The sequence below is a fragment of the Bradyrhizobium sp. AC87j1 genome (assembly GCF_002936975.1).
Taxonomy (GTDB): Bacteria; Pseudomonadota; Alphaproteobacteria; order Rhizobiales; family Xanthobacteraceae; genus Bradyrhizobium; species Bradyrhizobium shewense.
In genome coordinates this window covers 1-17394 of sequence record NZ_PTFE01000127.1, presented here as the reverse complement: position 1 = coordinate 17394, position 17394 = coordinate 1, and the positions used below count along the sequence as shown (strand labels likewise).

17 protein-coding genes are annotated in these 17394 nt (G+C 63.9%); 13 read left to right on the top strand and 4 right to left on the bottom strand.

Translation table 11 applies throughout. The annotated features are described in order from the left end of the window. Positions 1-192: 192 nt before the first annotated feature. Positions 193-1719: a murein biosynthesis integral membrane protein MurJ gene (gene murJ / locus CV770_RS36630; RefSeq protein WP_104465805.1), complete on the top strand. Its 1527-nt coding sequence runs from the start codon at positions 193-195 to the stop codon at positions 1717-1719. Between the two features lie 217 nt (positions 1720-1936). Next, positions 1937-2392 (top strand): DoxX family protein, encoded by a 456-nt coding sequence (locus CV770_RS36625; protein ID WP_104465804.1) that lies wholly within the window; start codon positions 1937-1939, stop codon positions 2390-2392. A gap of 201 nt (positions 2393-2593) precedes the next feature. Here the strand turns inward: CV770_RS36625 and CV770_RS41900 are convergent, their stop codons facing one another. Continuing rightward, positions 2594-2743, bottom strand: coding sequence for a hypothetical protein (locus tag CV770_RS41900; protein ID WP_165637449.1), 150 nt, complete (start codon positions 2741-2743; stop codon positions 2594-2596). A 148-nt stretch (positions 2744-2891) separates the two neighbouring features. Between CV770_RS41900 and CV770_RS43965 the strand changes: the two genes are divergently transcribed. The 6 genes from CV770_RS43965 (at position 2892) to CV770_RS36595 (ending at position 8794) form a co-directional block, all read left to right on the top strand. Beyond that, complete coding sequence (locus tag CV770_RS43965) at positions 2892-3023, top strand: hypothetical protein (RefSeq protein WP_283811431.1); 132 nt, start codon at positions 2892-2894, stop codon at positions 3021-3023. Positions 3024-3378: 355 nt separating this feature from the next. Beyond that, positions 3379-3654 (top strand): DUF1127 domain-containing protein, encoded by a 276-nt coding sequence (locus CV770_RS36615; protein WP_104465803.1) that lies wholly within the window; start codon positions 3379-3381, stop codon positions 3652-3654. 50 nt (positions 3655-3704) lie between these two features. Continuing rightward, entirely contained in the window at positions 3705-4229 is a 525-nt protein-coding gene (locus tag CV770_RS36610) for a GNAT family N-acetyltransferase (RefSeq protein WP_146101426.1), read from the top strand. A 161-nt stretch (positions 4230-4390) separates the two neighbouring features. Continuing rightward, entirely contained in the window at positions 4391-6700 is a 2310-nt protein-coding gene (locus CV770_RS36605) for a xanthine dehydrogenase family protein molybdopterin-binding subunit (protein WP_104465801.1), read from the top strand. Between the two features lie 95 nt (positions 6701-6795). Beyond that, on the top strand, positions 6796-7245 hold the full coding sequence (locus CV770_RS36600) for a cytochrome c (RefSeq protein WP_104465800.1): 450 nt from the start codon (positions 6796-6798) through the stop codon (positions 7243-7245). A gap of 265 nt (positions 7246-7510) precedes the next feature. Then, positions 7511-8794: a cystathionine gamma-synthase family protein gene (locus CV770_RS36595; protein ID WP_104465799.1), complete on the top strand. Its 1284-nt coding sequence runs from the start codon at positions 7511-7513 to the stop codon at positions 8792-8794. Positions 8795-8866: 72 nt separating this feature from the next. Here the strand turns inward: CV770_RS36595 and CV770_RS36590 are convergent, their stop codons facing one another. Next, a complete protein-coding gene (locus tag CV770_RS36590; protein ID WP_104465798.1) occupies positions 8867-9283 on the bottom strand; it encodes a CHRD domain-containing protein in 417 nt (138 codons plus the stop codon). 155 nt (positions 9284-9438) lie between these two features. Between CV770_RS36590 and CV770_RS36585 the strand changes: the two genes are divergently transcribed. Continuing rightward, positions 9439-10365, top strand: coding sequence for a cytochrome c (locus CV770_RS36585; protein ID WP_104465797.1), 927 nt, complete (start codon positions 9439-9441; stop codon positions 10363-10365). A gap of 1 nt (position 10366) precedes the next feature. On the opposite strand, the gene CV770_RS36580 is transcribed toward CV770_RS36585, so the two are convergent. Then, the gene (locus tag CV770_RS36580; RefSeq protein ID WP_018317369.1) at positions 10367-10612 is read right to left on the bottom strand and encodes an Lrp/AsnC ligand binding domain-containing protein; all 246 of its coding nucleotides are present in this window, start codon (positions 10610-10612) and stop codon (positions 10367-10369) included. Between the two features lie 95 nt (positions 10613-10707). Next, a complete protein-coding gene (locus CV770_RS36575; protein WP_245453957.1) occupies positions 10708-12651 on the bottom strand; it encodes a hybrid sensor histidine kinase/response regulator in 1944 nt (647 codons plus the stop codon). A gap of 352 nt (positions 12652-13003) precedes the next feature. Here CV770_RS36575 and thiD point away from each other — a divergent pair, with 352 nt between their 5' ends. The 4 genes from thiD to CV770_RS36555 all read left to right on the top strand — a co-directional run bounded on the left by thiD (position 13004) and on the right by CV770_RS36555 (position 17159). After that, positions 13004-13804 (top strand): bifunctional hydroxymethylpyrimidine kinase/phosphomethylpyrimidine kinase, encoded by an 801-nt coding sequence (gene thiD, locus CV770_RS36570; protein WP_104465795.1) that lies wholly within the window; start codon positions 13004-13006, stop codon positions 13802-13804. Positions 13805-14147: 343 nt separating this feature from the next. Next, on the top strand, positions 14148-14960 hold the full coding sequence (locus CV770_RS36565) for a UDP-2,3-diacylglucosamine diphosphatase (RefSeq protein ID WP_104465794.1): 813 nt from the start codon (positions 14148-14150) through the stop codon (positions 14958-14960). A gap of 13 nt (positions 14961-14973) precedes the next feature. Then, positions 14974-16017 (top strand): glycosyltransferase family 4 protein, encoded by a 1044-nt coding sequence (locus tag CV770_RS36560; protein ID WP_091958989.1) that lies wholly within the window; start codon positions 14974-14976, stop codon positions 16015-16017. Between the two features lie 158 nt (positions 16018-16175). After that, positions 16176-17159, top strand: coding sequence for a threonine/serine dehydratase family protein (locus CV770_RS36555; protein ID WP_104465793.1), 984 nt, complete (start codon positions 16176-16178; stop codon positions 17157-17159). Positions 17160-17394 lie beyond the last annotated feature (235 nt).

Sequence of the window (17394 nt, the reverse complement as noted above, 5' to 3'; positions counted from 1 at the left end):
ATCGCGGCCTGAGCCGCCCGCCGAGGGCGACCACTACAGACTTGGCTGGCAATTGCCGTAACCACGGCCCTTCTCCTGCCGTCCTCAACTTCAAAAGCCGATAACGCAACAGGCCCACAAGGGGAGAGGGCGCAACAATGCGCATCGCAAGATGCAATCGACCTCTGTCCGATAAGTCTCTAGAAGGGACGCATGCTCGGACGCATCTTCACGGTCGGCGGATACACGCTGCTCTCGCGGCTGACGGGGTTTGCCCGCGACATCATGCTCGCGGCGATCCTCGGCGCCGGCCCCGTGGCCGACGCCTTTTTCGTGGCGCTGCGGCTGCCCAATCATTTCCGCGCGATCTTCGCCGAGGGCGCCTTCAACGCCGCCTGGGTCCCGGCCTATGCCCATGTCCATGGCGAGAAGGGGGAGGGGGCGGCAAAGCTTTTCGCCGACCGCATCTTCACGCTGCTGCTGGCCTCGCAGGTGGTGCTGCTCATCGTCGCCTGGCTGTTCATGCCGCAGGCCATGCGCATCCTGGCGCCGGGCTTCAGTGACGATGCCGAGCAGCGCAAGCTCGCGATCGAGCTGACCCGGATCACCTTTCCCTATCTTCTGCTGATCACGCTGGTGACGCTCTATGGCGGCATGCTCAACGTGATGCAGCGCTTTGCCAGCGCCGCGGCCGCATCGATCTTCCTCAACGTTTCGATGATGATGACGCTGGCGGTCGCCGTCTGGTTTCCGAGCGCGGGCCATGCAGCTGCCTGGGGCGTCCTGATCTCCGGTTTCCTGCAATATTTCCTGCTGGCCGGCGATCTCGCCCGCCATGGCGGCCTGCCGCGCTTTGCGCCGCTGAAGCTCGACGAAGACGTCCGCGGTTTCTTCAAGGCACTCGGGCCTGCGACGCTGGGATCGATGGGCACGCAGGTGGCGCTGTTCGCCGATACCATCATCGCGACCTTCCTGCCTGCCGGCGCGCTGTCGGCGCTTTATTATGCCGACCGGCTCAACCAGCTCCCGATCGGCGTGATCGGCATCGCCATCGGCACCGTGCTGCTGCCGGAGATGTCGCGCCGGATCACGGCCAACGATCATGACGGCGCGATGAAGGCGCAGCGCCGCGCTTTCGATTTCACGCTGCTGTTTTCGATCCCGTTCGTTGCGGCCTTCCTCACCGTGCCCGACGAGATCATGCGCGCGCTGTTCGCCCGCGGCGCCTTCTCCAAGGCCGACGCGGTCGCCGCCGGCGGCACGCTCGCGGCCTACGCCATCGGCCTGATCCCGTTCGTGCTGATCCGCAGCGCGGTTGCGACCTTCTATGCGCGCAAGGACACCGCAACGCCGGTTCGGGCGTCGCTGACCGGCATTGCGGTCAATGTCGCGCTGAAGGTCGCCTTGATGGGATCGCTGGCCCAGGTCGGCCTTGCGCTCGCAACCGCCGTCGGCGTCTGGACCAATCTGTTGCTGGTGCTGTTCTTCGCCGTGCGGCGCGGCTTTCTCGTGCTGGACCGCGCCTGGCTGATGTCGCTGGCCAAATTCCTGCTGACCGGCTTGATCCTCGCCGCAGCGTTCTGGCTGATCGCGCACTTCAGCGCTTCAGCTCTCGCCTCGATGCGCTTCCACGATGAATTGACGCTCGTCCTGCTCGCCGTCGGCGGCACAATCGTCTATGTGCTCACGATCCTCGTTCTGTTCGGCCGCAGCTGGCTGGTCTCGCTGGTGCGCGGCTAGGCGTGTGCCGAAAGCCAACACGCCTACCCGCCGTCACCGCTCGCTTTGAACGGCGGCCAACGCCGTGAGCGGATGGACCGTTTGTTGGGCCTGCGAGGCAGCAGGGGTCTCCAGCGCGTCATGCCCTGCCGGGCGGCCTTCATGCGGTTCGCCAGTCGTGATACGATCTCAATATTCAGGTGCCGTCCTCAGGTAGCAACGCGATGAGGCAGTGACCATGTCATTTCGCTCTCCCTGGTCCACATCTCGGATCGACCAGTTCGCCACCAGCAATGCCGACCTGCTGATCCTGATCGGCCGCATCCTGCTTGCATGGGTGTTTGTTGGAAGCGTGTATGGAGCACTTGGCAACTTCAGTGGCTCAGTGGGCTATTTTCGGTCGCTCAACCTTCCAGTGCCGCAGCTGTTCACGACGACCACCGTCATCCTGGAAATACTGATATCGGTTGGTTTGATACTCGGCGTTGGTACGCGCTACTGCGCAATTTTGATTTTTCTATTTGTATTGTCGGCTACTGCAATCGCGCATCGTTACTGGGAATATCCCGCCGGTCCGCAACAGATCGGGCAGTACAATAATTTCCTGAAGAACATCTCGATATCAGGAGGCGCTCTGTTGATCCTGGTCACCGGAGGGGGCCGGTTCTCCCTCGATCGGAGGCTGGCAGGCTAGCAGCGTTGTTCGTTTCAGCCGCTTCCTCAGCCTGACAGCCAATAACTTGCTTAGAGTGAGCATCGTCGGCCCCAGCAGAGTTGCGAGAGGTTGCAGCCGCACGATGTGCCGCTCGGTCGGTTCGTCTTGACGCCATCAACGCGACGCGCAGCTCTGCCAGCTCGGCAGCTGCCAAGTCGTGCCTTTGCGGCCGTTACTGCGTCACTTCGCCTTGTGCCTGAAAGCAACCTCGAGCAGATGGCTGACGAGATTCGAGAGCGGTTTCAGGTGCTCGCTTATAATCCTGAAGGAAAGCATCAGCCACGTCGCGAGCGCGGCACACCACAACAGGATTTCCAATGTTTCGGGCATGAGGACACCCATTAAAGCAATTACTGGAAATCCGAGCAGTGTTGCCGATCTGAACCCACGCGACAAGTCCTCCTAAAAGTGGCAACATGCTGAAACACTCGGAAGAACCGTTAGCTCGCCATGACAATCACCTAGGCACGGCGTCTGAGTGTACGCCGGGAAGCTGGACCATTCTGCTGCCGGTGCTCTTCCTTGCCGCGCGGCGCGGCTTTCTCGTGCCTGGCTGATGTTGCTCGGCAAATTCCTGCTGACCGGGATCATCCTCGCCGCAGCGTTCTGACTGATTGTAAGCTTCAGCGCTTCATCGCTCGCCTCGATGCATTTCCACGACGAGTTGACGCTCGTCCTGCTCGTCGTCGGCGGCTCGCATAGTGCCGCCGCAGAGTGCTCGCCTCAAGGCTGTAGCCGACCTCCGCACATCTCTTGATTTCGCGCGGTTGCCGTGGTATCAACGTCTCATGATTAAATGCTCGCGCACCGTCAACCGCAACCACATGACCCGCTTCGGCTGGGCCGTGGAAGGAGTCGTGCGCTAGGAATTCGACGACGACATCTTTTCCACCAGGCCCCGCCGGCATCGGACGGGGCCTTTTATTTGGCCACGCTCCCTGCCGGCTCAACAGCAGGAGCGTGCGATGCCACCCCAACAGACGAACATCTCACCCGAAATTGAGGTCGATGCCGCAAGGCGTGGCCTCGACCCTTCCATCGTCCTGAGCCTGCTCAGGCGATATTGGCGTGCGTTTCAGGAGTGGCGGCCGCGCGCAGGGGTCACCTTGCAGGACCTCAGTGACAGGGAGCTGATGGACATCGGTCTGACGCGCGGCGATATCGATTGCATCGCGCCTGAACGCGCCATCGAGAGATTGAGAGACAGCACGAGGAATCTGTGGGGCTGTGGCGGGATGTGACGGACCACAATTCCTGCCGTTCTTCACTGCGACAAGGAGAGGAGGCGATCATGATATCGCACGCTGCCGGTGCTCAGGCGGACGAGGAAATCCGACGATTGAATGTCGATGATCTCGATCTTTTTCGCGACATTCGCGCGGAGGCGCTTCAGATGCACCCTCAAACGTTTGGTTCTCCTGAAGAGGACGAGGGCGGGGAGCCGATGATGGCGGTTTATCGCCGTTGGCTGGATGGAATGATCCTCGGCGCATTTCGATGCGGGAGCTTGATGGGCGTCGCGGGCTTCTATGTATCGCCAGATCGGCAATCGCAGCACAGGGGCAACATCTTCACGGTTTACGTGAGGGAGGAGGGCCGAGGTAAAGGGGTCGGAGATCGGCTCATCAAGGAGCTTCTTGCCCATGCCGAGGCACGCGTCGAGCAGGTGCATCTCGCCGTCCTGCTCGAATCGACCGCTGCAATCAACACCTACAAGCGTAACGGCTTTGAAATCTACGGTACCGATCCCGCTGCCGTCCGCATAGGGGAGGCCACCTACGACAAGTACTTTATGGTCAGGAAATTCAGCCGCTAACGCCGTTCCCCACGGCTGTCCGGCCTGGTCGCGCCAGAACCGTCGGGGGTGGCTTCGAATCATGGGCCTCAATGGGGGAACGGCCCGCCTAAACCCGTTTGCCTTGCCAGTTTTTCCACGGCAATATGCCGGCAAAACAACCATGAGAACGGGAAGATAAAATGGCGGCTCCCATCAAGTTCGGCGTTGGCCAAAGCGTGCTGCGCAAGGAGGATGACGCGCTCATCCGCGGCAAGGGCCGCTATACCGACGATTACGCGCCGCAGGCTGCGCTCCGCTGCCTGATGCTGCGCTCGCCGCACGCGCATGCCAAATACACCATCGATGTGAGCCGCGCCCGCGGCCTGCCCGGCGTCGCGCTGATCCTGACCGCCGACGACGTCAAGGATCTCGGCAATCTGCCCTGCCTGTTCAACCTCGAGACCGATCCGTTCACCGGCCCGCCTTACCCGATCCTGGCCAAGGACGAGGTACGCCATGTCGGCGATGCCGTCGCCTTCGTCGTCGCCGAGACCATCGACCAGGCCCGCGACGCGATCGAGGCGATCGACGTCAAATGGAGCCCGCTCCCGGCGGTGACCGGCGTCGTCAATGCCGTGAAGAAGGGCGCGGCGCAGGTCTGGCCCGACAAGGCCGGCAATGTGCTGTTCGACGTCTCGATCGGCGACAAGGCGGCGACGGAAGCTGCCTTCGCCAAGGCGCATGCGGTGGCGGAAATCTCGATCGTCAATCCGCGCGTGGTCGCGAGCTTCCTGGAGACGCGTGCGGCCGTTTGTGAGTACGACGCCAAGCGCGACCATCTGACGCTGACGGTCGGCAGCCAGGGCAGCCACCGCCTGCGCGACATCCTGTGCCAGAACGTGCTCAACATCCCGACTGACAAGATGCGGGTGATCTGCCCCGATGTCGGCGGCGGCTTTGGCACGAAGCTGTTTCCGTACCGGGAATACGCCCTGATGGCGGTTGCCGCGCGCAAGCTGAAGAAGGCGGTGAAGTGGGCGGCAGATCGCTCCGAGCATTTCCTTGGCGATGCGCAGGGCCGCGACAACGTCACCACCGCGAAGATGGCGCTGGCCGAGGACGGCAAGTTCCTCGCGATGGATTGCGACCTGATGGGCGACATGGGCGCCTATCTGTCGACCTTCGGCCCTTACATCCCGCATGGCGGCGCCGGCATGCTGCCGGGCCTCTACGACATCCAGGCCTTCCACTGCCGGGTGCGCACCATCTTCACGCACAGCGTGCCGGTCGATGCCTATCGCGGCGCCGGGCGGCCTGAAGCTGCCTATGTCATCGAGCGCCTCGTGGACGCCTGCGCACGAAAGCTCGACACGACGCCGGACGCCATCCGTCGCAAGAACTTCATCCCGCCGAAGGCGCTGCCGTACAAGACGGCCACGGGCAAGGTCTACGATTCCGGCGATTTCGCCGCGCATCTCAAGCGCGCGATGGAGATCGGGGAATGGAAGGAGTTTGCAAAGCGCGCCAAGGCGGCCAAGAAGGAGGGCCTGATCCGCGGCATCGGCCTTGCGAGCTATGTCGAGATTTGCGGCGTGATGGGTGAGGAGACGGCCAATGTCCGCCTCGATCCGAGTGGCGACGTCACCGTGCTGATCGGCACGCAATCGAGCGGGCAGGGCCATCAGACCGCTTATGCGCAGATCGTCGCCGAGCAATTCGGCCTGCCACCGGAGCGCGTGCATATCCGCCAGGGCGACACCGAGGAGATCGCGACCGGCCTCGGCACCGGCGGCTCGGCCTCGATTCCCACCGGCGGCGTCTGCGTGGAGCGTGCTGCGGGCGATCTCGGCAAGAAGCTGAAGGAGTTCGCAGCTCAGGCGCTCGAAGCGAGCGCAGGCGACCTCGAGATCACCGACGGCATGATCCGGATCGCCGGCACCGACCGCTCAATCTCCTTTGCTGACCTCGCCAAGCGCCCCGGCGCGGATCCCACGAAGCTGAACGGCAGCGCAACCTTCGCCAGTGCCGACGGCACCTATCCTAACGGCACGCATCTGGCGGAGGTCGAGATCGATCCGGCCACCGGCATCATCAAGATCGTCAACTACGTGATCGTCGACGATTTCGGCAAGACGCTCAATCCGCTGCTTCTGGCCGGTCAGGTGCATGGCGGCGCCATGCAGGGTATCGGTCAGGCGCTGATGGAGCAGGTGGTCTATGGCGCGGGCGACGGCCAGCTCATTACCGCGACCTTCATGGACTACGCGCTGCCGCGCGCAGCGGACGGGCCAGCCTTCGTGTTCGAGACTGCCAACGTTCCCTGCAAGACCAATCCGCTGGGGGTGAAGGGGGCGGGCGAGGCCGGCGCGATCGGGTCCTGTCCGGCCATCGTCAACGCCATCGTCGACGGGCTCTGGCGCGAGTACAAGATCGACCACATCGATATGCCGGCAACTCCGGAACGGGTGTGGATCGCCATCAACGAGCATCACCGCCGTCACAGCCTCTAGGCGGCGATTCTTCCGCGGCGGGAATAAACGCTCGCTGCGGGGTTTCTATCCATGAATGGGCCCATCCTCACCTCTGCGAGCCGGAGACATTAGCAATGAAACGAACGATGATTGTCGCGGGGACCATCCTGCTGGGTGCGGGCGCCGTGATGGCGCAGCAGGAGATCGCCGTTCAGCAGGACAATCTGATGCGCGGGATCGCCAAGAACCAGTACGGCATCATCCAGAAGATGACCAAGGGCGACATCCCCTTCGACAAGAAAGCTGCCGATCAGGCCATCGCCAGCATCGAGGCCGATGTTGCCAAGATCGCCAAGACCTTCGAGGTCAATCCCAAGCAGGATGTCGTCGACGCGACCTATGGCGCCTCGCAAAAGGTCTGGCAGAACAAGGCCGATTTCGACTCCAAGATCCCGCCCGTGCAGAAGGCGATCGCCGATGTCAAGGGCAAGATCAAGGATGTCGCCAGCCTGAAGGCGGCGTATACCGCAATCAATGACCGCTGCAGCGATTGCCACGAGACGTATCGGGTCAAGCTGAAATAGCGAGGCGCAGTTCTCGCTCCATCCGGGCTACGGCGCTGATAAGGAATCGAAAAAGGCGGTTGCGAAAGCAGCCGCTTTTTTGCGTCGGCGCGAAGCGCGGCAGGAATTTATGTCCGCAAGGCCTGACGGATCGCTGTGAGAGCAGCTATCTTGGCTGCAGTCGCCGCGGCATTGACGTGAGCTGTTGGAAATTGGCGCATCTCGCTCCCGACGGCCTCATCAGGAGTTCCATGGCGCGGCTTCAAACAGAACAGCGAGACAGGCCATGGCAAAACCGTTTCCGTCGAAGACCCACATCGGCAACCATATGCTGCATCCCGAAACCTTGATGCTGACCTATGGCTATGATCCGCAATTGTCGGAAGGCGCCATCAAGCCGCCGGTCTTCCTGACCTCCACCTTCGTGTTCAAGACCGCCGATGACGGGCAGGACTTTTTCGATTTCGTCGCGGGCCGTCGCGAGCCGCCGGAAGGCATGGGCGCGGGCCTGGTCTATTCGCGCTTCAATCATCCCAACAGCGAGATCGTCGAGGACAGGCTCTCGATCTACGAGCGTACCGAGAGCTGCGCGCTGTTCTCGTCCGGCATGGCGGCGATCGCGACCACGATCCTGGCTTTCGTCCGACCCGGCGACGTCATCCTGCACTCCCAGCCGCTCTATGGCGGGACGGAAACGCTGCTGACGAACACGCTGGCCCGCCTGTCGATCGGCGCCGTCGGCTTCGCCGACGGGATCGACGAAGCCGCCGTCAAGCAGGCCTCGGAGGAGGCCATGGGCAAGGGCCGCGTTTCGATGATCCTGATCGAAACCCCGGCCAACCCGACCAACGGCCTGGTCGATGTCGCCATGATCCGCCGCGTTGCCGATTCCATCGGAAAGGCTCAAGGACACACGCCGATCATTGCCTGCGACAACACGCTGCTCGGGCCGGTATTTCAGCGGCCGATCGAGCACGGCGCGGACATTTCCCTATACTCGCTCACGAAATATGTCGGCGGTCATTCCGATCTGATCGCGGGCGCCGCGCTCGGCTCGAAGGCGCTGATGAAAGGCATCAAGGCGCTCCGCGGCGCCATCGGGACCCAGCTCGATCCGCATTCCTGCTGGATGATCAACCGCTCGCTCGAGACGCTGAGCCTGCGCATGGAAAAAGCCGATGCGAATGCGCGCCTCGTGGCGGATTATTTGCGCGATCACCCCAAGGTGGCCAAGGTCCACTACCTCGGTCATCACGAGGAGGCCTCGCCGGCCGGGCGTGTGTTCGCGCGGCAATGCCTGGGGGCGGGATCCACCTTCTCGTTCGACATCGTCGGCGGCAAGGATGCTGCGGTCAAATTCCTCAACGCGCTGCAGATCCTCAAGCTGGCGGTGAGTCTCGGCGGCACGGAATCGCTCGCGAGCCTGCCCGCGACCATGACCCATTCCGGCGTTCCCGCCGACATCCGCCGGAAAATCGGCGTGCTCGATTCCACGATCCGGCTCTCGATCGGCATCGAGAGCCCCTCCGACCTGATCGCCGACCTCACGCAGGCGCTGAACGCGGCTTAGGCGCGGCCGGAATCGAAAAGGCCGGACGCCCCTCCTGCGCCCGGCCTTCACGCAACGAAGCAGCGTCGCGGCTTACTTCGTCACCTGACCGCGGATCTCGCCGCCCGGGTTGGCCGCGGTGTGGATGTTGACGTAGAGCTTGCCGCCGAGCAGATCGGCAGCCTGCGCGTCGGTCAGCGTCGCTTCGCCCTTCACGGGGCTGGCGGTCGCATTCGGGATCGCGAGCGCGACGCCGGCGTTCTTGCCGGCCTCCGCGGGGCCGTGGAAATGGGCGGCGGTAGCAGGGCCGGAGAGCCCGGAGTAGGTGACCGTCCACGACAGCTTCTTGCTGGCGGCATCATAGTCCAGATCGGCGGTTCCGGTGCCGCTGCTGGTCGTTGCCGGCACCTCGGCCTTGCCGTCGAGCGTTGCTTTCAGCTTTTCGGCGCTGGCCGGACCTGCAAAGGCAACGGCACCAAGCGCTACGGCGGCAATGACGGTCTTGTTCATGACTTTCTCCCTGCTGAACCCGTTCGGGCTGCCAAACTTTCAACAGCCGGCATTTCAGTTTATTCCCGTTTCCGGCCAAGGCGGGCTAAATTCTTCGTGGCTGGAGCCGCGGCGACATCGGTCTTAGGTTCGCCGTGTCGAGTGAATGGATACCCATGTTGCAACGAACAATTCTCGGGGGGCTGCTCGCCGCGGTCGCCGCCGGCGTCGTCTATTGGTGGCTCAGCGCGCCGGTGGTGGCGGCTGTGGGCAACGCGCCGGCGCATGTGGCAAACCTTGCCAATGGCGAGGCGATGTTCAACGCGGGAGGCTGCGCGTCGTGCCACGCCACGCCCAACCAGCCCGACCGTGTCAGGCTCGGCGGCGGCGTCGCGATCAAGTCGCCATTCGGAACGTTCTATGCACCGAACATCTCCCCCGATCCGAACGACGGCATCGGCAAATGGACCGACGCCGACTTCGTCAACGCGGTGATGCACGGGGTTTCGCCAGGCGGGCAGCATTATTTTCCCGCCTTCCCCTATACGTCCTATCAGCACGCAAGGCGCGAGGACGTGCTCGATCTCTTCGCCTATCTGAAGACGCTGCCGCCCGTTGCAGGCAAAGTGCGCGACCACGACGTCGGCTTTCCGTTCAACATCCGCCGCAACATCGGCGTCTGGAAATTCCTGTTTCTGGACGACAAGCCTTTTGTCGCCGACGGCACCAAGTCGCCGCAATGGAGTCGCGGCGCCTATCTCGTCAATAGTTTTGGCCATTGCGCCGAATGCCATAGTCCGCGCAACGCGCTCGGCGGCATCATCCGGGGCCAGCGCTTTGCCGGCGGGCCCAATCCGGAAGGCGAGGGCTGGGTGCCCAACATCACCCAGAAGAGCCTCGGCGAATGGAGCGCGAAGGATCTTGCCTATTTCCTCAAAACCGGCGAATTGCCCGATGGCGACAGCGTCGGCGGCGCGATGAAGCGTGTGATCAAGAACACCTCGCAATTGTCCGAGGCGGATATTGCGGCGATGGCGGACTATCTCAAATCGCTGCCGCCGGTCGACGGTCCGCCGCGGCCCAAGCGCAAGGAAGCTGGTTAGCTCAGCTGGCGCCGAACGCCTTGAAGGTGATGATAGTGAGGGTGTCCTGGATGCCCGGCAGCACCTGCACCTTCTCGTTGACGAAATGGCCGATGTCGGTGTCCTTGTCGACGTAGAACTTCACCAGGAGGTCGTATTGGCCGGCCGTGGAGTAGATCTCGGAAGCGATCTCGGCTTCGGCAAGCGCATTGGCGACCGTATAGGACTGGCCGAGCTTGCATTTGATCTGGACGAAAAAAGGAACCATCGCGAGCACTCCGAAAGCGTATCTGGCGGCTAATAGGCCAAACCCGGCACCATTTAGCAAGCGGACTTGCCGGCCACCGGATGCCGGTCCCTCGCCTAGGAGGTCACCACGGCCGCGGCGAATGCGTCTCTGAGCCGCTGGGCGAGTTCGACCTTGCGATAGGGCTTGGTCAGCACGATCGCCTGCGCATGCGCGTGGCCCTGCTCGACCAGGGTCTCCAGCGCGTAGCCCGAGGTGAACAGGACCGGCAGACCGGGGCGAATCCGGCGCGCCTGGTCGGCGAGCTCCCAGCCGCTCATGCCGCCGGGCATCACGATGTCGGTGAACAGCATGTCGATACCGGGCTCGGTGCGCAGCTGCTGCAAGGCCTCCTTGCCGTTGACCGCGGCAACGACGCGATATCCGAGAGCTTCCACCCTGCGAATGGCGGAGGAGCGAACGAACGGATCGTCCTCGGCGATCAGGATCGTCTCGTATCCTCGGGGCGCCGCGTCCTCGCCATCGGAAAGCTCGGCGTGCGATGATCCGATGTCCGCGCGCGGCAAATAGATCCGGACCGTCGTCCCAAGGCCCGGCTCGCTGTAGATCGAGACGTGGCCATTGGATTGCTTGGCGAAGCCATAGACCATGCTGAGCCCAAGGCCCGAGCCCTTGCCGACCTCCTTGGTGGTGAAGAACGGTTCGAAGGCGCGCCGGGTGACCTCGGGCATCATGCCTTCGCCGTCGTCGGTGATCGAGATCAACACGTAGCTGCCGGATGCGACTTCGGGGTGAAGGGCGCGATAGTCGTCGTCGAGTGTCGTCAACTCCGTGCTCAGGGTCAGGTGGCCACCGGCCGGCATGGCATCCTGCGCATTGAGCGCAAGGTTGAGCACGGCGGATTCGAGCTGGGCCCGATCCGCGAAGGCCACGATCGTGCCGGGCCTGGAGGCCGTCCGGATCTCGATGTCTTCGCGCAAGGTGCGCTTGAGCAGCTTGAACATGGACTCGAGCAGGCCGCGGCAATCGATCGTCTGGGGCTGCAGCAACTGGCGGCGACTGAATGCGAGCAGACGCTGCGTCAGCTCGGCACCCCGTTCGCCCGACTGGCAGATGTCCTCGGAAAAGCGGCGCAGGTCGGGCCTCGCCTTGAGCTGCTCGCTCAGATGCTCGGCGTTGCCGATGATGACGGTGAGCAGGTTGTTGAAGTCGTGGGCAATGCCGCCGGAGAGCTGACCGACCGTCTCCATCTTCTGCGCCTGCTGGAGCTGCTGCTCGGTCAGCTTGCGCGCGGTCAGGTCGTGGACGATGCCGACGAAGATCAATTCGCCGTCCTGCCGGGTCCGGCCGACCGACACGTCCATCGGAAAGGTCGATCCGTCCTTGCGCAGGCCGATGGCCTCGCCGGCGGTCGCGAAATGCCTTGCGTGGCTGTCGGGCGCCGTTCCCGCCGCGGGCATCAGCATCCCGACGTTCCGGCCCATGACCTCGTCGGCAGAGTAGCCGAACAAGCGCTCGCAGGCCGGATTGAACAGCAGGATCCGGTCCTGCGCGTCTAACAGGATGACCCCGTCGACCGCGGTCTCGACGATCGCGGTGAGGCGCGCCACGCTCTCGCGCATTGCGCGCTGGGCGTCGCTGACCTGCTGGAGCAGGAGCGTCGCGTCCCGGCTCTTGATCTCCTCCTCCTCGAGCGCTGCCTGGACCTGCCGCAGTTCGAACGGCGAGGGGATCGTCAGGATCTTCGGCAGCAGCGGCCAGAGCGCGCCCGCCGTGACCACGGATGCCACCGCGGTCGCCGCCTTGACCATGCCCTCGATGCCATAGACCGGGACCCAGAGCGTGTAGATCGACAATACATGGGTGAGGCCGCACGCCATGATGAAAATCGCGAAGGCCCAGTAGACCCAGCCGAACCTGAGGTCGCGCCGCTTGGTGACCAGAATCGCAAGGGCAAACGGAATCGAAAAATAGGCGGCGGCGATGCAGGCGTCGGAAACGACGTGAAGCCAGATCAGCTCAGGCTCCCACAACAGGCAGATGCCGTGCGGCGACAGCATGGACGAGTCGAGGAGACGTTCAAAAAAGGCCCACATCATTCCACCCCAAGATTCCGTTCCAGGCGGCTTGCGGGCCGGGAGCCCGCAATATGGGTGTCGCTGGACAGTTCCACTCTCACTTCGCGCTCTTCGGCGAAGCAGGTGAGGTTCGAGACTATACCAAGGGTCCAGCGCGGTTGCATTTTCAAGTCCGCACGATTGCGGGGCGAGTCGGCCCGCTGTTTGCCTGATTCGCAGGGAATACACGGCGTCGCGAATCACTGTCGGACACGGCTCGGCGCGCTTGCCGGTGTTCCACGGCCGCGCTAGGACAGGCCATGGCGGTGTCCGTATCCAGCAAAGGTGTCCGGCGATGACGACCCCGGTCGCACTCACCATCGCGGGCTCCGATTCGAGCGGCGGCGCCGGCATCCAGGCCGACCTGAAGACCTTTGCCGCGCTCGGCGTCTATGGTGCCTCCGCCATCACCGCGCTGACGGCGCAGAACACGCGCGGCGTCACCGGCATTCATGCGGTGCCGGCCGAATTCGTCACCGCGCAGATCGATGCGGTGTTTTCCGATCTCGACATTGGCTCGGTGAAGATCGGCATGGTGGCCCAGGTCGCCAGCATCGATGCAATCGCGGCCGCGCTGTCGCGCTGGAAGCCGAAGCACGTCGTGCTCGATCCCGTGATGGTGGCGACCTCCGGCGACCGCTTGCTCGCCTCCGAGGCCGTCGACGCGCTCCGCACAAAACTGATATCGCTGGCGTCGGTGATCACGCCCAATCTGCCGGAAGCCGCGGCCCTGCTCGACGAGCCGGTCGCTGCAAGCGAGGCCGAGATCGAAAGCCAGGGGCGTCGCCTGCTGGCGCTCGGCTGCCGTGCGGTCCTGATCAAGGGCGGACACGGCGAGGGCGCCGAGAGCACCGACTATCTCGTCACGTCCGAAAGCACGATCGCGCTTGCGGCGCCGCGCGTTGCCACACGCAACACCCACGGCACCGGCTGTTCGCTATCGTCGGCGGTCGCGGCGGAACTCGCCAAGGGCGAGGATATGGAAAGCGCCGTGCGCAACGCCAAGACCTGGATCAGCGCGGCCATCGGCGCCGCCGACCGCTTCACCGTCGGTCATGGCCACGGGCCGATCCATCATTTCCACAAGTTCTACTGAGGCGGGCACCATCTGAGCGCACGCCTCGTCCTTCGAGACGACCGCTGCGCGGTCTCCTCAGGATGAGGCTAAGCAGCACCGTGCCCATTGAAACTTCTGCCGCGCATTCGGCCCTCATCCTGAGGAGCCCGCCTAAAGCGGGCGTCTCGAAGGATGGCCCCAGGAACCGTTCTCAAAGGGAAGCGCGGGGTCCTTGCGGCCCCCTGCGGCGCCATGTCGCCTGATTGTCGCATGCGACTGATATTCGCGGGGAGGGCGAGGCAAGGCGTGATTCGTATCTGAAGGTGCCTCAAAAGTTCAATCGGTCATCCCCCTGTCACGGGACATTGTTACAGGCTGGCGCATGGGAAGTTACGATGTGAGTGACGAGAGCCCGGAGCGGCGCTTTCGCACGTTGTTCATCTCCGACGTTCATCTCGGAGCCCGCGGTTCTCAAGCCGATCTTCTGCTCGACTTCCTGCGTTACCATGATGCCGACACGATCTATCTCGTCGGCGACATCGTCGACGGCTGGGCGCTGAAATCGAGCTGGAACTGGCCGCAATCCCACAACGACCTCGTGCAGAAGCTGCTGCGCAAGGCGCGCAAGGGCGCCAAGGTCGTCTACATTCCCGGCAATCACGACGAGTTCCTGCGCAACTATTACGGCACGCATTTCGGCGGCATCGACGTGGTCGAGAACACCGTCCACACCGGCGTGGACGGCAAGCGTTATCTCGTCATCCATGGCGACATCTTCGACCTCGTGGTGCAGAACGCGCGCTGGCTCGCCCATCTCGGCGACAAGGCCTACGACTTCGCGATCCAGATGAATCGCTTCGTCAACTTCTTCCGCCGCTTGTTCGGCGTGCCCTATTGGTCGCTGTCGCAATGGGCCAAGCAGAAGGTCAAGAACGCCGTCAATTATATCGGCGCGTTCGAGCAGGCTCTTGCCGCCGAGGCGCGGCGCCACGACGCCGACGGGGTGATCTGCGGCCACATCCACTACGCCGTGATCCGCGACGAGGGCGGCATCCGCTACATGAATTGCGGCGACTGGGTCGAGAGCTGCACAGCCCTGGTCGAGCACGACGACGGCCATTTCGAGATCATCACCTGGGCGGATCATTTGCAGAAGCCGGCAGCCGTCCCGCAGGTTGCAGCCAGAGCTGCATAACAGAGGCCGCCTGATGCGCATCCTGGTCGCGACCGACGCCTGGCACCCGCAAGTCAACGGTGTGGTTCGGACGCTGACCAAGCTCGCCGACGCCGGCAAAAGCCTCGGCGTCGAATTCACGTTCCTGACGCCGCAATCGTTCCGCACCTTTGCGATGCCGAGCTATCGCGATGTGCGTCTGGCGATGCCGCGTCCCGCGCGCATTGCGAAGCTGATCGCGGAGGCGCGCCCCGACAGCATCCACATTGCCACGGAAGGGCCGATCGGCCTGATGGTCCGCCGCTATTGCCGCCAGCGCAGGCTGCCGTTCACGACCAGCTTCCACACCCGCTTTCCCGAATATGTCCGCGCCCGCGTGCCGGTGCCGGGCTCGCTGATCTGGCGGGCGCTGCGCCGCTTCCACAGCGCCAGCCGCGCCGTGATGGCGGCAACGCCGGCGCTCGCCCGCGAGCTGACCGAGCGCGGCTTCGACAATGTCGTGCTGTGGCCGCGCGGCGTCGACACCCAGCTGTTTCACCCCCGCGCCATCGACCTCTGCCTGCCGGCGCCGGTGTTCCTGTCGGTCGGCCGCGTCGCGGTGGAGAAGAATCTCGAGGCCTTCCTCGATCTCGATCTGCCCGGGACCAAGGTGATCGTCGGTGACGGCCCCGCGCGCGCCTCGCTGGAAGAGGCCTATCCCGATGCGATCTTCCTCGGCGAGAAGCACGGCGAGGAACTGGCTGACATCTATGCGGCCGCCGACGTCTTCGTGTTTCCGAGCAAAACCGACACGTTCGGCCTGGTGCTGCTGGAAGCGCTCGCGAGCGGCCTGCCGGTGGCCGCTTTCCCGGTGAAGGGCCCCCGTGACGTCATCGGCGAGGCCCCGGTCGGGGCCCTCGATCACGACCTGCGCAGCGCCTGCTTCGCGGCGCTGGATATCTCCCGGCAGGACTGTGTCGAATTCGCCGCCAATTACACCTGGGAAGCCTCTGCAAGGGCCTTTGTGGCCAGCATCGAGGCGGTCAGCGCGGTGCTGCCTGGCCGGAACGGCGCGGAACAGCCGCGCTTCGTGGCCTAGAGCTATCTCGATCCGATGGATCGAAATAGCTCTAGATTCTTGTTTTGACGCGTTTTCTTCACGCGAACCGGTGCCCACTTCGCTTGAGAACGCTATGGGGAAAATCCTCGCGCTGAGGTGTCTTGCCCGGGCCTCATCGGCCGCGATAACATTCGGCCATGACCGAACAGCCCCTCCCGATCGGCCCCGCCGATATCGACGCCGCAGCGCGCGTGATCGCGCCCTACGCCATCCGCACCCCGCTGTTGTCCTTTCCCGTGCTCAACGAGCGCGTCGGCGCCAAGGTGTTCCTGAAACCGGAGATGCTCCAGCGCACCGGCTCGTTCAAGTTCCGCGGAGCCTTCAACAAGGTGTTCTCGATCCCGCAGGACAAGCGCGCCGGCGGCGTCGTCGCGTTCTCCTCCGGCAACCACGCCCAGGGTGTGGCGGCGGCGGCAAAAATCCTCGACATGCAGGCGACCATCGTGATGCCGGCGGATGCGCCGTTGTCGAAGCGCGAGCGCACCAAATCCTACGGCGCCGAGGTCGTGCTGTACGACCGCGACCGCGACGACCGCGAGGCGATCTCGCGCGGCATCGCCGAGAAGCGCGGCGCGACGCTGGTCAGGCCCTATGACGATCCCTTCGTGATCGCGGGGCAGGGCACTGCCGGCCGCGAGATCGCGGAAGACATGGCAACGCTCGGTCTCAGCCCCGACATCGTGGTGGCGCCGGCGTCCGGCGGCGGCTTGATCGCGGGCGTCGCGACCGCCGTGAAAGCGCGCTATCCGCAGGCCCAAATCGTGGTGGCCGAGCCCGAGGCGTTCGACGATCACGGCATCTCGCTGAGCGCAGGACATCGCGAGCCGCATCCGCCGGCGGGCCGCACCATCTGCGACGCGCTGATGGCCCTGATCCCGGGCGAGATGACCTTCGCGATCAACAGCAAGCTGCTCGCGCGGGGCGTCACCGCGTCGGACAAGGAAGTCGGCGCCGCCGTCGGCTTCGCCTATCGCGAGCTGAAGCTCGTGGTGGAGCCGGGCGGCGCGGTGGGGCTGGCCGCGCTGCTTGCGGGGCGTCTCGATGTTGCCGGCAAGAACGTCGTCATCGTGCTCTCCGGCGGCAACGTCGACGCGGATCTGTTCGCCGAGCTGGTGGCCTAGCCGTCATTCCGGGCCTGCGCCCCACGGCGCATCCCGGAACGACCAAGAACTGACATGAAGAAGGGGCAGAGCGTCGCCGCTCTGCCCCTTCTATGTGTTTGTCGATCTTGCGGATCGAACTAACCGCTTACTCGATGCAACCTCCCCCGCTTGCGGGGGAGGTCGGCGCGAAGCGCCGGGTGGGGGCTCTTTCCTTTTGGGGATTGTCCCGTTGTGGAGAGACCCTCCCCCCAAC

What these genes read in the sequence shown, in the direction of transcription:
- CV770_RS36575 (WP_245453957.1), bottom strand. Translation starts at nt 12,651, where the DNA reads ATGCTGTCGCCGCACGGCATCTGCCTGTTGTGGGAGCCTGAGCTGATC.
- CV770_RS36615 (WP_104465803.1), top strand. Translation starts at nt 3,379, where the DNA reads ATGCCACCCCAACAGACGAACATCTCACCCGAAATTGAGGTCGATGCC.
- CV770_RS41900 (WP_165637449.1), bottom strand. Translation starts at nt 2,743, where the DNA reads ATGCCCGAAACATTGGAAATCCTGTTGTGGTGTGCCGCGCTCGCGACG.
- CV770_RS36605 (WP_104465801.1), top strand. Translation starts at nt 4,391, where the DNA reads ATGGCGGCTCCCATCAAGTTCGGCGTTGGCCAAAGCGTGCTGCGCAAG.
- murJ (WP_104465805.1), top strand. Translation starts at nt 193, where the DNA reads ATGCTCGGACGCATCTTCACGGTCGGCGGATACACGCTGCTCTCGCGG.
- CV770_RS36610 (WP_146101426.1), top strand. Translation starts at nt 3,705, where the DNA reads ATGATATCGCACGCTGCCGGTGCTCAGGCGGACGAGGAAATCCGACGA.
- CV770_RS36580 (WP_018317369.1), bottom strand. Translation starts at nt 10,612, where the DNA reads ATGGTTCCTTTTTTCGTCCAGATCAAATGCAAGCTCGGCCAGTCCTAT.
- CV770_RS36560 (WP_091958989.1), top strand. Translation starts at nt 14,974, where the DNA reads ATGCGCATCCTGGTCGCGACCGACGCCTGGCACCCGCAAGTCAACGGT.
- CV770_RS36585 (WP_104465797.1), top strand. Translation starts at nt 9,439, where the DNA reads ATGTTGCAACGAACAATTCTCGGGGGGCTGCTCGCCGCGGTCGCCGCC.
- CV770_RS36590 (WP_104465798.1), bottom strand. Translation starts at nt 9,283, where the DNA reads ATGAACAAGACCGTCATTGCCGCCGTAGCGCTTGGTGCCGTTGCCTTT.
- thiD (WP_104465795.1), top strand. Translation starts at nt 13,004, where the DNA reads ATGACGACCCCGGTCGCACTCACCATCGCGGGCTCCGATTCGAGCGGC.
- CV770_RS36595 (WP_104465799.1), top strand. Translation starts at nt 7,511, where the DNA reads ATGGCAAAACCGTTTCCGTCGAAGACCCACATCGGCAACCATATGCTG.
- CV770_RS36565 (WP_104465794.1), top strand. Translation starts at nt 14,148, where the DNA reads ATGGGAAGTTACGATGTGAGTGACGAGAGCCCGGAGCGGCGCTTTCGC.
- CV770_RS36555 (WP_104465793.1), top strand. Translation starts at nt 16,176, where the DNA reads ATGACCGAACAGCCCCTCCCGATCGGCCCCGCCGATATCGACGCCGCA.
- CV770_RS36600 (WP_104465800.1), top strand. Translation starts at nt 6,796, where the DNA reads ATGAAACGAACGATGATTGTCGCGGGGACCATCCTGCTGGGTGCGGGC.
- CV770_RS36625 (WP_104465804.1), top strand. Translation starts at nt 1,937, where the DNA reads ATGTCATTTCGCTCTCCCTGGTCCACATCTCGGATCGACCAGTTCGCC.